The organism is Pseudomonas sp. A25(2017) (assembly GCF_002001065.1).
Taxonomy (GTDB): Bacteria; Pseudomonadota; Gammaproteobacteria; order Pseudomonadales; family Pseudomonadaceae; genus Aquipseudomonas; species Aquipseudomonas kilonensis.
In genome coordinates this window covers 75,389-89,883 of sequence record NZ_MUOA01000044.1, presented here as the reverse complement: position 1 = coordinate 89,883, position 14,495 = coordinate 75,389, and the positions used below count along the sequence as shown (strand labels likewise).

At 63.1% G+C, this 14,495-nt stretch carries 12 protein-coding genes; all 12 read right to left on the bottom strand.

Annotated features, from left to right (window positions below; all coding sequences use genetic code 11):
* Positions 1-30: 30 nt before the first annotated feature.
* The 12 genes from B0E42_RS05480 to B0E42_RS05430 all read right to left on the bottom strand — a co-directional run bounded on the left by B0E42_RS05480 (position 31) and on the right by B0E42_RS05430 (position 14,275).
* Complete coding sequence (locus tag B0E42_RS05480) at positions 31-1,308, bottom strand: flavohemoglobin expression-modulating QEGLA motif protein (protein WP_014336757.1); 1,278 nt, start codon at positions 1,306-1,308, stop codon at positions 31-33.
* A gap of 36 nt (positions 1,309-1,344) precedes the next feature.
* Positions 1,345-1,899: a hypothetical protein gene (locus tag B0E42_RS05475; RefSeq protein WP_077505917.1), complete on the bottom strand. Its 555-nt coding sequence runs from the start codon at positions 1,897-1,899 to the stop codon at positions 1,345-1,347.
* Positions 1,900-2,059: 160 nt separating this feature from the next.
* The gene (locus tag B0E42_RS05470; RefSeq protein ID WP_003198153.1) at positions 2,060-2,776 is read right to left on the bottom strand and encodes a TetR/AcrR family transcriptional regulator; all 717 of its coding nucleotides are present in this window, start codon (positions 2,774-2,776) and stop codon (positions 2,060-2,062) included.
* 101 nt (positions 2,777-2,877) lie between these two features.
* Entirely contained in the window at positions 2,878-4,380 is a 1,503-nt protein-coding gene (lysS, locus tag B0E42_RS05465) for a lysine--tRNA ligase (RefSeq protein ID WP_003198151.1), read from the bottom strand.
* 109 nt (positions 4,381-4,489) lie between these two features.
* Positions 4,490-5,585, bottom strand: a protein-coding gene (gene prfB, locus B0E42_RS29735) for a peptide chain release factor 2 (protein ID WP_095963568.1) whose coding sequence is annotated in 2 segments (ribosomal slippage) — positions 4,490-5,512 and positions 5,514-5,585 — 1,095 coding nt in all. Because the reading frame shifts where the segments join, the coding sequence is not laid out codon by codon here.
* 286 nt (positions 5,586-5,871) lie between these two features.
* On the bottom strand, positions 5,872-6,873 hold the full coding sequence (locus B0E42_RS05460) for a diguanylate cyclase domain-containing protein (protein WP_077505915.1): 1,002 nt from the start codon (positions 6,871-6,873) through the stop codon (positions 5,872-5,874).
* Between the two features lie 45 nt (positions 6,874-6,918).
* Positions 6,919-7,929 carry a chemotaxis response regulator protein-glutamate methylesterase gene (locus B0E42_RS05455; RefSeq protein WP_077505913.1) on the bottom strand — a complete coding sequence of 337 codons (1,011 nt, stop codon included), beginning with the start codon at positions 7,927-7,929 and terminating at the stop codon, positions 6,919-6,921.
* A complete protein-coding gene (locus tag B0E42_RS05450; RefSeq protein ID WP_077505911.1) occupies positions 7,926-10,190 on the bottom strand; it encodes a hybrid sensor histidine kinase/response regulator in 2,265 nt (754 codons plus the stop codon). The genes B0E42_RS05455 and B0E42_RS05450 overlap by 4 nt, the downstream gene beginning before the upstream one ends.
* Positions 10,187-10,858: a chemotaxis protein CheW gene (locus B0E42_RS05445; protein WP_018611061.1), complete on the bottom strand. Its 672-nt coding sequence runs from the start codon at positions 10,856-10,858 to the stop codon at positions 10,187-10,189. Before B0E42_RS05445 ends, B0E42_RS05450 begins: the two co-directional genes overlap by 4 nt.
* Positions 10,855-12,120 carry a protein-glutamate O-methyltransferase CheR gene (locus tag B0E42_RS05440; protein WP_024616771.1) on the bottom strand — a complete coding sequence of 422 codons (1,266 nt, stop codon included), beginning with the start codon at positions 12,118-12,120 and terminating at the stop codon, positions 10,855-10,857. The genes B0E42_RS05445 and B0E42_RS05440 overlap by 4 nt, the downstream gene beginning before the upstream one ends.
* A complete protein-coding gene (locus B0E42_RS05435; RefSeq protein WP_024616772.1) occupies positions 12,117-12,653 on the bottom strand; it encodes a chemotaxis protein CheW in 537 nt (178 codons plus the stop codon). Before B0E42_RS05435 ends, B0E42_RS05440 begins: the two co-directional genes overlap by 4 nt.
* Complete coding sequence (locus tag B0E42_RS05430; RefSeq protein ID WP_018611067.1) at positions 12,653-14,275, bottom strand: methyl-accepting chemotaxis protein; 1,623 nt, start codon at positions 14,273-14,275, stop codon at positions 12,653-12,655. Before B0E42_RS05430 ends, B0E42_RS05435 begins: the two co-directional genes overlap by 1 nt.
* Positions 14,276-14,495: the final 220 nt, after the last annotated feature.

Below are 14,495 nucleotides of genomic sequence, written 5' to 3'. Positions count from 1 at the left end.
GCTCCCACATTTTTCGGACAGTGTGGGTGTTCAGAGGATATTGGAATAATCCGCTTCGATCCGGTCCAGGCTCAGGTGGTTCAGGAAGTTGGAGAAACACATCCAGGCCGACAGAGCGTTCATGTCGCGGAACTGCTCGGGCAGGTACTTGGGTGGTACGACCAGGCCTTCGTCCACCAGTTGCCGCAACGTGCGCATGTCCTCGAGGGTGGTCTTGCCGCAGAACAGTAGCGGCACCTGTTCCAGCTTGCCCTTGCGCACGGCCAACTGAATGTAGTTGTAAACCATGATGAAGCCTTTGAGGTAGGACAAGTCTTTGGTGAATGGCAGACCCGTCGGCACCGACCCTCGGAAAACCCGACTGGCGTTGCCGTAGCTTTCGGCCATTTCAAAACCCTGCTCGCGGAAGAACTCGAAGACCTGCAGGAAGTCGGCGCCCTCCTCCACCATGTGAATGGCCCGGGTGCGGTTGGTCAGTTTGCGCAGGCGACTCGGGTAGGAGGCGAAGGTGATGATTTCCATCAGGATCGCCAGGCCTTCCTGGGTCACGGTGGACGAGGGCGGGCCCTTGGACAGGAAGGTGCAGATCGGCTGGTTGAGGCCGTTGAGGGTGGTGCCGACGTGCACCAGCCCTTCGTGGACTTCCAGCGCTCGCACGTCGCGCTCGTTGAACATCGCATCGGTGCGGATCTTGATGTAGTCCGCACCCGCCGCTGCATCGGCCACAATGCCATCGGACTCGAACACCCGGATGGTTTCCTCGGCTTCGCCAAACACCCGGTTGAGGCGGTGCTGCAGCAGGCTGACGGCTTCCTTGGCGCTGAGGACTTTCGGCTCGTCCTTGAGGTCGCCACGGCCATCGATGTTGTTCAGGTAATCGGAGAGCATCAGGCCCAGGTCGGCCAGGGTCGGGTCGCCGGCGTGGAAGGCATCGGAGGCGGCGCCATAGAGCTCCTGGGAGATCAGCCCGAAATCCTCGGTGCCACGCGCTTCGAGCATGCGCACCACCATGCGGTATTCCTTGCACATGCGGCGCATGATCTGGCCGACCGGGTTGAACTGCCCCAGTTGGCGGGTGATGTCACGCTCGATGTTCTGGAACTCCAGCTTCACCTTGCTGGAATCGAAGGACAGTGGCCGGTTGAGGTAATAGTCGCGATCCACCGCAGGCATTTCCTTGCCCTTGGCCTTGAGAAACCCCTTGCGGATGCTCTCGTCCCACTTCACCGCGTCGAGGATGCGAATCGGCGTTTGCGCCAGCACAATGCGATCGGACAAGGTGCGTATCGTCTGCTGGTAATCGTCCACCCGGAACTCCTGTGAAAAAACGTCCGCTTGTTGCTGTTATTGGGATTTGACCAGCCGCTGGTAGCGCACGGCCTCCGAGAACACGTCGGAATTGGCCGGGTCATCGAGGTAACCGAAAACCTTGTTCATGTCGCTGTCCACCAGCACGCCGTCACCTTCCTCGCTCTGGTTCGGTAGGCCGCTGAGGATCTTCTGGCCGATGGCCTGGTTGATCTGCTCCAGGTCCAGGTTGTAAACCACCAGCTCCTGCTTGTCGGTCAACTCGAAACCGGCGATCAGATAATGGCCGCCAAACCGGGCCGGCACCTTGGCCGACACGTACCAGCGGCTGCCATGACGGGACACCGTCAGGGGAATGGCTTCGCGCTCATGGGGCCTGGCCCTGAAGTAGCTGATGGCCTGGTAGCGGTGCTTGCCGACCTGCGTCAGCTCCAGGTTCAACGGTTCACCCCAGGCATTGGTGCTGGTCCAGTCACCGAGCAGGCCCGCGGGCGCGGCTTCGCTGTCAGGCAACGGTGCCTTGAACGACACCAGGCAACCACTGAGCAGCAGCAACGAAACGGCCAGTACAACGGCACGCCAGGCTTTCATTTGAACTCCCTATGGCACGGCACCTTGTCCTTACATGTGAGAGCAGGTGTGTGTGGGAGCAAAGCTTGCTCGCGATGAAAACACCTCGGCCTATCGAGGGACCGCGTTATCGTTCATCGCGAGCAAGCTTTGCTCCCACCTAGCCTACTCCCACAAGGGGTTACACCGACGCCAGTACCAGGTGCATGTAGCGGGTCAGGATGCCGAGCATATCTTCATCGGCTACCGGCTCGGCGCCATTGAGCAAGCCCTGATATTCCATCCGACCGATAATCGCCGTCAACACTTTGGCATCCTGTTGCGGCTCACGGGAGCCCAATACCTGGAAAAACTGACAGGTGCCGTGCAGCAAAATCTGCTGGTGGGAACGCACCAATACCGCCAGGCGCGGGTTGAGCAGCGCTTCCTGGCGAAAGGCCTGTTCGGCCATCAGGTACTCACGGCGACTGTCCAATTGGTGTTGCACGTAGTCGGCGGTCATCCGGGCAATGTCGTCCGCCAGTTGCGAACGCGATTGGGCGCTGCCGTCCCCATAGGCGACCATTTCCCGCAGCAGGCCTTCGTTGTTGGTCCACAGCTTGGCCATGAACGCCGCGCTGCGTTCCACATACTGGGCGAAGGTATCGGTGAGCAAGTCATCGATGTCCTTGAAATAATACGTGGTGGCCGACAGCGGCACGCCGGCTTCGGCGGCCACTGCGCGGTGGCGCACGGCTCGCACGCCATCACGCACCACAATGCGCATGGCCGCGTCGAGAATCTCCTGGCGACGCTGCTCGCTGCCCTGTCGGCTGGCCTTGCGGCCCTGGTACTGAACACTTTCAGCGACAGCCGTGGCGACGCCCGCTGCACCTTCTGAAGCCATTGCACGATTCACGACAGGTCTTCCTCGCTCTTTGAAAAAGTAACCAATTGATACGCTTGTACCAGACAGGCAATAAAAAGCCGCCCTTCCAGGCGGCTTTTTAGTTGAAGCACTTACGCTTGTGGCCGCATGTGCGGGAAGAGAATCACGTCCCGGATCGACGGTGAGTTGGTCAACAACATCACCAGGCGATCGATGCCGATACCTTCACCAGCGGTCGGCGGCATGCCGTATTCCAGGGCACGCACGAAGTCGGCATCGTAGTGCATGGCTTCGTCGTCGCCGGCGTCCTTGTCAGCCACCTGGGCCATGAAACGCTCGGCCTGGTCTTCTGCATCGTTGAGCTCGGAATAGGCGTTGGCGATTTCACGGCCACCGATGAACAGCTCGAAACGGTCGGTCACGCTTGGGTTCTCGTCGTTGCGACGGGCCAGCGGCGACACTTCGAACGGGTACTGGGTGATGAAGTGCGGCTGTTCCAGCTTGTGCTCGACCAGCTCTTCGAAAATCATCACTTGCAGCTTGCCCAGGCCTTCGAAGCCGAGCACCTTGGCACCGGCCTTCTTGGCGATGGCGCGGGCCTTTTCGATGTCGTTCAGGTCATCGGCCGTCAGTTCAGGGTTGTACTTGAGGATCGAGTCGAACACCGACAGGCGCACGAACGGCTCGCCGAAGTGGAACACCTTGTCGCCGTACGGCACGTCGGTCGTCCCGAGAACAAGCTGGGCCAGCTCGCGGAACAGTTCCTCGGTCAGGTCCATGTTGTCTTCGTAGTCGGCGTAGGCCTGGTAGAACTCGAGCATGGTGAACTCGGGGTTGTGCCGGGTCGAAACGCCTTCGTTACGGAAGTTGCGGTTGATCTCGAAGACTTTTTCGAAGCCACCCACAACCAGACGCTTGAGGTACAGCTCCGGCGCGATACGCAGGAACATTTCCATGTCCAGGGCGTTGTGGTGGGTTTCGAACGGCTTGGCCGCCGCACCGCCGGGGATGGTCTGCAACATCGGCGTCTCGACTTCCAGGAAGTCACGCTTCATCAGGAAGCTGCGGATGTGGGCGATGACTTGCGAGCGCACGCGGAACGTCTGGCGCACGTCTTCGTTGACGATCAGGTCGACGTAGCGCTGGCGATAGCGCTGCTCGGTGTCGGTCAGGCCGTGGTGCTTGTCCGGCAGCGGGCGCAGGGACTTGGTCAGCAGGCGCACGCTGGTCATCTCGACGTACAGGTCGCCCTTGCCGGAACGGGCCAGGGTGCCTTCGGCGGCAATGATGTCGCCCAGGTCCCAGGTCTTGACGGCGGCCAGGGTTTCTTCCGGCAGGGTCTTGCGGTTGACGTAGACCTGGAGGCGCCCGGTCATGTCCTGGATCACCATGAACGAACCACGATCGAGCACGATACGACCGGCCACCTTGACTGGAATAGCCGCCTCGGCCAGCTCTTCCTTGGTCTTGTCCGCATACTGCTTCTGCAAGACGTCGCAGTAGGCGTCGCGGCGGAAGTCGTTGGGGAAGGCCTGGCCCTTGGCGCGCTCGGCAGCAAGCTTTTCCTTGCGCAGGGCGATCAGGGAGTTTTCTTCCTGTTGCAGGGCTTGCGGGTCGAGTTCTAGGTCGCTCATGTCTTTAAGGATTCCATCACAGGTTCGTTGCCCCCGGCCCCGGGCCGGAGTTTGCGGGCGAGTCATGCTCCCTGATGGAAGCGTGCCTGCCCGCCGCATGGGTGTCGCGTTACAGCCCTTGTTTGAGGCTGGCGATCAGGTATTCATCGATATCGCCATCGAGCACCTTGTCGCAATCGCTGCGTTCGATGCTGGTCCGCAGATCCTTGATCCGCGAGGCATCGAGCACGTACGAACGGATCTGGTGACCCCAGCCGATGTCCGACTTGGTGTCTTCCAGCGCCTGGGACGCCGCGTTGCGCTTCTGCACTTCCTGCTCGTACAGGCGAGCCCGGAGCATCTTCATCGCGGTGTCTTTGTTGGCGTGCTGGGAACGCTCGTTCTGGCAACTGACCACGGTGTTGGTCGGTACGTGGGTAATCCGTACGGCCGAGTCGGTGGTGTTAACGTGCTGACCACCGGCTCCGGAGGAACGGTAGGTGTCGATGCGCAAGTCCGCCGGGTTGATCTCGATCTCGATGTTGTCATCGATTTCCGGCGAAACGAATACGGCCGAGAACGAGGTGTGGCGGCGGTTGCCGGAGTCGAACGGGCTCTTGCGCACCAGGCGGTGCACGCCGATCTCGGTCCGCAGCCAGCCAAAGGCGTATTCGCCCTTGATGTGCACCGTGGCGCCCTTGATCCCGGCGACTTCACCGGCCGACAGTTCCATGATGGTGGCGTCGAAACCGCGTTTGTCAGCCCAGCGCAGGTACATGCGCAGCAGGATGTTGGCCCAGTCCTGGGCCTCGGTGCCGCCGGAACCGGCCTGGATGTCCAGGTAGGCGTTGTTCATGTCCATCTCGCCGCTGAACATGCGACGGAATTCCAGCTTGGCGAGGTTCTCGTCCAGGCGTGTCAGCTCGGCGACGACATCGCCGACTGCACCTTCATCGTTCTCTTCGACAGCCATGTCCAGCAGGTCGCGGCAATCGGCCAGGCCGCTGGACAACTCGTCCAGGGTCTCGACGATCTGCGCCAGCGCAGAACGCTCGCGGCCCAGTTCCTGGGCGTACGAAGGGTTGTTCCAGACATTCGGATCTTCAAGCTCGCGATTGACTTCGGTCAGACGCTCATGCTTTTGATCGTAGTCAAAGATACCCCCGAATAGTTTCGGAGCGCTCGGACAGGTCCTTGATGGTGTTCAGGATCGGGTTGATTTCCATGGCGGGCAGCACTCGTTGGCGAACTTTTGAAAGCCGGCGAGTATAACGTAATCAAGCGCCAGCGGCAGCCCGCCTGGCGGCTTTAGGGGTAATGAGGTTCAGGGATTGATCTGCACAATCCCCCTGTGGCGAGGGGATTTATCCCCGCTGGGCTGCGCAGCAGCCCCAAATACAGTCAACTCAATTTGCCTGACACACCGAGTTGTCGGGCTTTAGGGCTGCTGCGCAGCCCAGCGGGGATAAATCCCCTCGCCACAAAAGCATTCAAGCCGACATTCAGGGTGATCTATTCGAAACCCACCCGATTACGCCCATTGTGCTTGGCCAGGTACAACCCCTTGTCCGCCGCCGAGATCAGTTGCCGGCAATCGCTACCCTGCTGGGGGATGAAGGTCGAGACGCCGATGCTGACAGTCAGGTTTGCGCCGCCGTCGGGCGTGGTGTGGGGGATTTTCAGGGTGGCGACGCCCTGGCGCAGTTTCTCGGCCATCAGCCGGGCGCCGCCCGGCGAGGTGCCAGGCAGGACCAGGGCGAACTCCTCGCCGCCGTAGCGGGCCGGCAAGTCGGACGGACGGCTGCACGCCTCGCGGATCGCCGTGGCGACCTTGCGCAGCGCTTCGTCGCCTTCCAAGTGGCCGAAGTTGTCGTTGAAGGCCTTGAAGTAGTCCACGTCGATCATCAGCAGCGACAGTTGGCTCTGGTCGCGCATCGCCCTGCGCCATTCCAGCTCCAGGTATTCGTCGAAGTGCCGGCGATTGGACAATCCGGTCAGGCCGTCGGAGTTCATCAAGCGTTGCAGCACCAGATTGGTGTCGAGCAGTTGCTGCTGGCTGACCCGCAGCGCCCGATAGGCCGCGTCGCGTTGCAACAGCATCATGTAGGAACGCGAGTGATAGCGGATGCGCGCCACCAGTTCGATGTTGTCCGGCAACTTGACCAGGTAGTCGTTGGCCCCGGCGGCGAACGCCGCGCTCTTGATCAACGGGTCCTCCTTGGTGGACAGGACAATGATCGGGATATCGCGGGTGGCCGGATGGTTACGGTACTCGCGCACCAGGCTCAAGCCATCCAGGCCGGGCATCACCAGGTCCTGGAGAATCACCGTCGGCTTGATGCGAATCGCATGGGCGATGGCCTGGTGAGGATCGGAGCAGAAATGGAAGTCGATGTTGTCTTCGTTCGATAGCCCGCGCCGCACCGCTTCGCCGATCATCGCCTGGTCGTCGACGAGCAAGACCATGGCGGCGTTCTCATCGCGCTTGAATTCGTCGAGCTGCAGATCATTCATGGTGGCTTACCTGAGTACGCCCTGGCGCAAGGCTGGCGGGGTTCATCATGGGGTAAAAATCTCCAACAGCCGTGGCGCGATGGCGTCCAGGGCGAGAATATGGGCGGCGGCGTCGATGGCGGCCGCCGCTTTGGGCATCCCGTACACCGCACTGCTGCGCTGGTCCTGGGCGATGGTCGCATAGCCCTGCTGGCGCATCAGTTTAAGCCCTTGCGCACCGTCGCGACCCATGCCGGTGAGCAATACACCCACCGCGTCACCGCTCCAGTACTGGGCGACACTTTCAAAAAACACGTCGATGGAGGGCCGGTAGATCTCGTTCACCGGCTCGGCGGTGTAGGCCAGGGTGCCGTCCTTCAACAAGCGCAGGTGATGATTGGTCCCGGCCAGCAACACCGTGCCGCTCTGTGGCGTCTCGCCCTGCCGGGCCAGGCGCACCGTGTGGCCCGAGACACTGCCCAGCCACTCGGCCATGCCGGCGGCGAACACTTCGTCCACATGCTGGACCAGCACGATGGCCGGGGTAAAGTCACGCGGCAGCGCCTTGAGCAGCACCTCCAGCGCCGCCGGCCCGCCCGCCGACGACCCGATGGCCACCAGGCTCTTGCGCGACACTGCCGCACGCTGCGCCGCTGGCGCGGGTCGTTCACGCTTGTTGCGCTCACCGATCAACCAGCCGATGTTGGTGATCTTGCGCAGCAACGGCGCTGCAGCGTCCGCCGGGTTACCGACCCCCAAGGCCGGGGTATCGACCACATCCAGCGCGCCATGGCCCATGGCCTCGAACACCCGGTGGACGTTCTGCTGGCTGTCCCCGGTGACAATCACAATAGCGCATGGGCTGTCGGCCATGATCCGCCGGGTGGCTTCCACGCCATCCATGATCGGCATGAACAAGTCCATGAGGATCAGGTCCGGGGTGTATTCGGCGCAGCGTTGCACCGCCTCGGCGCCGTTGGCGGCCACCCAGACCAGTTGATGCGCCGGCTCGAACGCCAGGGCGCGGCGCAGGGCCTCGACCGCCAGGGGCATGTCATTGACGATGGCGATCTTCAAGCGCGCGCCCCTCCGATCAATTCAACCACGGCGTCGAGCAGGGCGTCGTCGTGAAAACTCGCCTTGGCCAGATAATAGTCGGCCCCGGCGTCGAGACCACGACGGCGGTCTTCTTCGCGGTCCTTGTAGGACACCACCATCACCGGCAGCGACTGCAAGCGGTTGTCGCGCCGCAACAGCGACACCAGCTCGATGCCGTCCATGCGTGGCATGTCGATGTCGGTGATCAGCAAGTCGAAATCCTCCGAGCGCAATGCATTCCAGCCATCCATGCCATCCACCGCCACCGCCACGTCGTAGCCGCGACCCCGCAACAACTTGCGTTGCAGCTCGCGCACGGTCAGGGAATCGTCCACCACCAGGATCCGCTTGCGCGGGGCCTGGGCCTGGTTCTGTCGGGCGATGCGTTCCAGGCGCCCGGTATCGAGCAATTTGTCCACCGAACGCAGCAGGTCTTCGACATCGACAATCAACACCACCGAGCCATCGTCGAGCAAGGCCCCGGCGGAAATGTCCTGGACCTTGCCCAAGCGTTCGTCCAGGGGCAGGACCACCAGGGTCCGCTCGCCGATGAAGCGCTCCACCGCCACGCCGTAGATCGTCTCGCGCTCGCGGATCACCACGACCTTGAGGGTCTGGCTACTGCCTTGCGTCGCCGGGCGATTGAGCAACTGGCTGGCGGCGACCAAGCCGATATGCCGACCTTCGTGCCAGAAATGCTGGCGACCTTCGACCTGGACGATGTCTTCCGGCGCCAGGTCGCACATGCGTTCGATGTGGGCCAGGGGAAAGGCGTACGCTTCATCGCCGACTTCCACCACCAGGCTGCGCACCACCGACAGCGTCAGCGGTACCTCGAGGTGAAAGCGACTGCCCTCGCCCGCCGTCTGCTCCAGCACCACCGCACCGCGCAGTTGCCGGACCATGTGCTGGACGGCGTCCAGGCCGACGCCGCGCCCGGACACTTCGGTGACTTTGTCGCGCAGGCTGAAACCGGGCAGGAACAGGAAGGTCAGCAGCTCCTCTTCGCTCAGGCTGGCGGCGGTTTGCTCAGGGGAAAGGCCGCGCTCGACGATGCTGCGGCGCACCCGTTCCAGGTCCACCCCGGCGCCATCGTCCGCCAACTCCAACACCAACAGGCCAGCCTGATGGGAAGCCCGCAGGCGGATCAGGCCTTCGGCGGGCTTGCCGGCCAGCATTCGTTGCTCCGGGGTTTCGATGCCATGGTCCACGGCGTTGCGCAGCAAATGGGTCAGCGGCGCTTCGAGCTTTTCCAGCACATCGCGGTCGACCTGGGTTTTCTCGCCCTCAATCTCCAGGCGCACCTGTTTGCCCAGGCTGCGGCCCAGGTCACGGACCATGCGTGTCTGCCCCGAAAGCACATCGGCGAACGGGCGCATGCGACAGGCCAGCGCCGTGTCGTACAGCACCTGCGCCCGTTGACTGGCCTGCCAGGCGAACTCATCCAGCTCGGCGGTTTTCTGCGCCAGCCATTGCTGGGTTTCGGCGAGCAAACGGCGGGCATCGCCAAGGGCTTCCTGGGCTTGCAGGCTCAGGGCATGGTCCTTGAGGTGTACGTTCAGCTCTTCAAGGGCGCGCAGGCCGCTGCTTTGCTGGCGCTTGAGGCGTTGCATCGTCGCCAGCCAGGGCTTGAGGCGCTGGGTCTCCACCAGGGATTTGCTCGACAGATCAAGCAAACTGTTGAGGCGTTCGGCCGTGACCCGCAAGACCCGCTCGCCGCCTTCGGTGACCCGTTTGCGCTTGGGGGCAGGCTCCGTTGCCGGGGGCAGTTCCACTTCCGGCAGCTCGACGCGTAGCGGCTCGACCGGTGTCTCGACGGTTGGTAAGACCATTGCCGGGGCCTGTGGCGCGTTGGGATCAAGCAGACGCCCCATCAACCCCACATAGGCGTCGATGTCCGCGGCGCCGACGCTGTTGCCCGGGGTGGCGATGCGCGTCAGCAGGTCGGTGCCTTGCAGCAAGGCGTCGATGTGTTCGGCGCCCAACACCAGGCGCCGCTCCTGGGCACTGACCAGGCAATCCTCCATCACATGGGCCACGCTGACCCCGGCGTCCACCCCGACAATGCGCGCCGCGCCCTTGAGGGAGTGCGCCGCGCGCATGCACGACTCGAGGTATTCGGCCTGGGTCGGATCGCGCTCCAGGGCCAGCAGGCCGGTGCTCAGCACCTGGGTCTGGGCTTCGGCTTCCAGGCTGAACAGTTCCAGCAACGAGGCGTCGCGCATCTGATCAGGGGTCATGACAGGCTCCGGGCCACGGCGGACAGCAGCTGTTCTTCATCCAGCCAGCGCAGGCTGCGGCCCTTGAAGGGCAGCACACCACGGGTGTACTTGCCCGACGATTGCGAAGCGCTCGCCAGGATGCGTTCATCGATGGCGTGGATGCCGTCCACCTCATCCACCGGCACCACCACCGGCCCGCCCTTGGCCGCGACAATCAACATGCGCGGCATCACCCGTGCGCCGGCAACCACCGCCGCGCCGGGCTCCAGGTCCAACAGCTCGACCAGCGACAGGCAGGCCACCAGCGCCCCGCGTACATTCGCCACGCCCAACAAGGCCCGCGAGCGCTGGTGGGGCAAGGAATGGATCGGCTGCAACGGCGCCACTTCCACCAGGCTGCGAGTGGTCAGGCCCAGCCATTCCTCGCCGAGGCGGAACATCAGCAGCGAGCGCGTGACCACATCGGTGTCCACCGGGGCCAGGGACACCTCCCGCTGATCCTGCGGCAAGGCATAACGGTCGAGCAGCCGGGTGGCGGCCGCCGAATACACCGAGCAATTGCGGCAGTGGATATGCTCGACCAACAGCGGACAGGATTTGTCGCCATGCACGCCGATGCGATTCCAGCAGTCGTCGATTGCCTGGGCATCGTCATGGGTGACGGTGTAAGAAGCCGAACCGCTCATCGTTTGTGCTCACTGTCTGCCGCGCGCCCGCTACGGGCGGCGCGTTCCTGCAATCGACGGGCTCCGGCCGCGTCTCCCTGGGAAGCCAGCAGCGCCGCCAGATGCACCAGGGCCTCGGCGTGTTGCGGTTCAAGATAAAGCGCCTTGCGATAAAAACCCTGGGCTTCAAGGGCGCTGCCAGCCATGTCGCTGAGCAGGCCCAACCAATAGAACACCTGGGCGTTTGGCGCGTGGCTGCGCAAGTAGGCCTCGCAAGCCACGCGGGCCTCGGCGCTTTTGCCGCCGTTGGCCAGGGCGGCGATATTGGCCAGCAAGGTCGCGGCATCGCTGCTTTTGGGCTCGACAATCGGCGTCACGCTCGCCGCAAACGGCCGCGGCCGAATCACTGGCGGAACGACGCGGGGCGGAGGCTGACGAACTGGCAGCGGGGTCGGCATCAAGGCCGGCAACGGTTGCGGCTCGGGGGCACCCTGGCGGCTGAAGGCGAACGATTGGGCGATCCCGATCGAGCGCATGCCCAGTCGGCCCAGCAAACTGCCCTCGGCGGGGCCGATAAACAGCACACCGTCCTGATGGGTCAGGCGCTTGAGCACCTCGAACACCTGCTGTTGGGTCGGCTGGTCGAAATAGATCAACAGGTTGCGACAGAACACAAAATCGTAAGGTGCCTCGTTCACCAGCAAAGCCGGATCCAGCAGGTTACCCACTTGCAAACGCACCTGTTCGCGCACCCGCTCGCTGAGGCGATAACCCTCGTCTTCGGCGTCGAAGTACCGCTCGCGAAAACCCAGCTCCGCGCCACGGAAGGAATTCCTGCCGTAGCGCGCTTCCTTGGCCCGCGCCACCGACAGCGGGCTGACGTCCAGGCCGTCTACCTTGAACTGATGCGGTCCCAGGCCTGCGTCGAGCAAGGCCATGGCAATCGAATAAGGTTCTTCGCCGGTGGAACACGGCAGGCTGAGGATGCGCAGCGCGCGCAGGTGCTTGATCTCGGCCAGGCGCTTGACGGCCAGCCTGGCGAGGGTCGCGAAGGATTCCGGGTAGCGGAAGAACCAGGTCTCCGGGACGATCACCGCTTCGATCAGCGCCTGCTGCTCCTGGGCCGAATGCTGCAGGGCCTGCCAATATTCATCGGCGGTTCGCCCGGGCACGGCAATGATGCGTTGGCGCACAGCCCGCTCAATGATCGCGGTGCCGACGGAGGTCACATCCAGGCCGATGCGCTCCTTGAGGAAGTCGAAAAAACGCTGGTCGTTGTTCATGGCGTGGCCTCGAGGTCATCGAGGTTCAGCGGCGGCGCAGGAAACAGCAGCGCCCGAACGGATTCATCGAGCAGGTCATTGACCCGCACCCATTGCAGCAACCCCAGGGCATCTTCACGGACAGGGCCGAGGTACGGCGCCTGCCGGTTGTCCAGGCCATAAGGTTTGAAATCGGCCGGGTCGCAGCGCACGGTGTCGGTCGCCTGTTCCAGGATCAACCCCAGCACTTGTCCCGTTTGTTGCGCGTCGCCCTGATAGCGCACCAGCACCAATCGCGTACTGGTCCGGGCCTCGGCGCTCTGGCCGAAGGTCAGGGCGCACAGGTCGATCACCGGCACCACCGTGCCGCGCCAGGCAAACACCCCCGCCACCCAGGACGGCGCCCGGGCAATCGGTTTGAGAGGCAGGCGCGGCAGCACTTCCACCACATCGATGGCCTGCAGGGCGTAACGTTCGTTGCCGATGCAGAACACCAGGAACAACGACTGGCGGGCCGTCGGTGCGGCGCCACGGCGGGTCTCGAGTTCGCCCATCAGACTTTGAAACGCGAGACGCCGCTGCGCAGCCCTACGGCGACCTGGCTCAGCTCGTCGATGGCGGAACTGGCCTGGCGCAGGGAATCCACGGTCTGGCTGCTGGCATCGCCCAACTGCACCAAGGCGTGGTTGATCTGCTCGGCACCGGTGGCCTGGGCCTGCATGCCTTCGTTGACCATCAACACGCGCGGCGCCAGGGCCTGAACCTGATGGATGATCTGCGACAGTTGCTCACCCACCTGCTGCACTTCGGCCATGCCCCGACGCACTTCTTCGGAGAACTTGTCCATGCCCATCACACCGGCCGATACCGCGGACTGGATCTCGCGCACCATCTGCTCGATGTCATAGGTCGCCACGGCGGTCTGGTCGGCCAGGCGTCGTACTTCAGTGGCCACCACGGCAAAACCGCGACCGTACTCGCCGGCCTTTTCGGCCTCGATGGCCGCGTTGAGGGACAGCAGGTTGGTCTGGTCGGCCACTTTGACGATGGTCACCACCACCTGGTTGATGTTGCCGGCCTTCTCGTTGAGGATCGCCAGCTTGGCGTTCACCAGGTCGGCGGCGCCCATCACCGAATGCATGGTTTCCTCCATGCGCGCCAGGCCTTGCTGGCCGGAGCCGGCGGCCACCGAAGCCTGGTCGGCGGCGGTGGACACTTCGGTCATGGTGCGCACCAGGTCTCGGGAGGTGGCGGCGATTTCCCGAGACGTCGCGCCGATCTCGGTGGTGGTGGCGGCGGTTTCGGTGGCCGTGGCCTGCTGCTGGCGCGAGGTGGCGGCGATCTCGGTGACCGAGGTGGTGACCTGCACCGAAGAGCGCTGGGCCTGGGACACCAGCGAGGTCAGCTCGGCCATCATGTCGTTGAAGCCGGTTTCCACGGCACCAAATTCGTCTTTGCGCGCCAGATTCAGGCGCCCGCTCAGGTCGCCGCTGCGCATGATCTCGAGAATCTCGACGATACGGTTCATCGGCCCCATGATCGCCCGCATCAACAACAACCCGCACAGCACGGCGATGATCAGCGCGACCAGGAACGACAGGCCCATGGCGATCTTGGCCGCGGTGACCGCATCGCCGATGGTCAGGGTGGCGTTTTCCGCCAGCTCACGATTGCGCTCGATGATCTGGTTCAAATGCCCGCGGCCGCCGATCCATTCTGGCGTCAGCTCTTTGTCCAAGGCCTGCCGCGCACCTTCGTAGTCCTTGCGCTGGTACAAGTCCAGGACCTTTGCCATGGCCTGGTTGAACGCCAGGTGATTGGCCTCGAACTCGTCGAAAGAGGCCTGGTCGGCGGGGTTCTGGATCAGTTTTTGATAGTTCTGTATTTCTTCGCGCAGGTGCTGCTCGAAGCCCTGGTAGCGGGCCTTGTCCTGGGCGGTGATTTCCCGGTTGCCCGAAAGGCCGACGATTTGTTGGGTCAAGACGTAGCTGTCGACCCAGCCGCCGCGAATCATGGAACTGAAATATACCCCCGGCACCGCATCGGTCCGGACCTTTTCTCCGCTGTCCTGGATCTTCAACAACCGTGAATACGAGACAACCACCATCAACAGCATGATGGCGATGATCACCGCAAAACTCGCCAGGATGCGTTGGCGCAATGTCCAATTCTTCACAGTAAAACCTCGGGCACTTGAAATGTTGGGCAGTATAGCCGAGGGCGGCGCCGGGCCAGTATGGCGGTGTGAGGGGATTTGACCTGTGGGAGCGAGCTTGCTCGCGATAGCGGTGCATCAGTCAAAAACACTGTGACTGACCGGGCCCCATCGCGAGCAGGCTCGCTCCCACAGGGAAATGGGTTGGACACAAGACCGCCAAACACCACAAAACCACTGT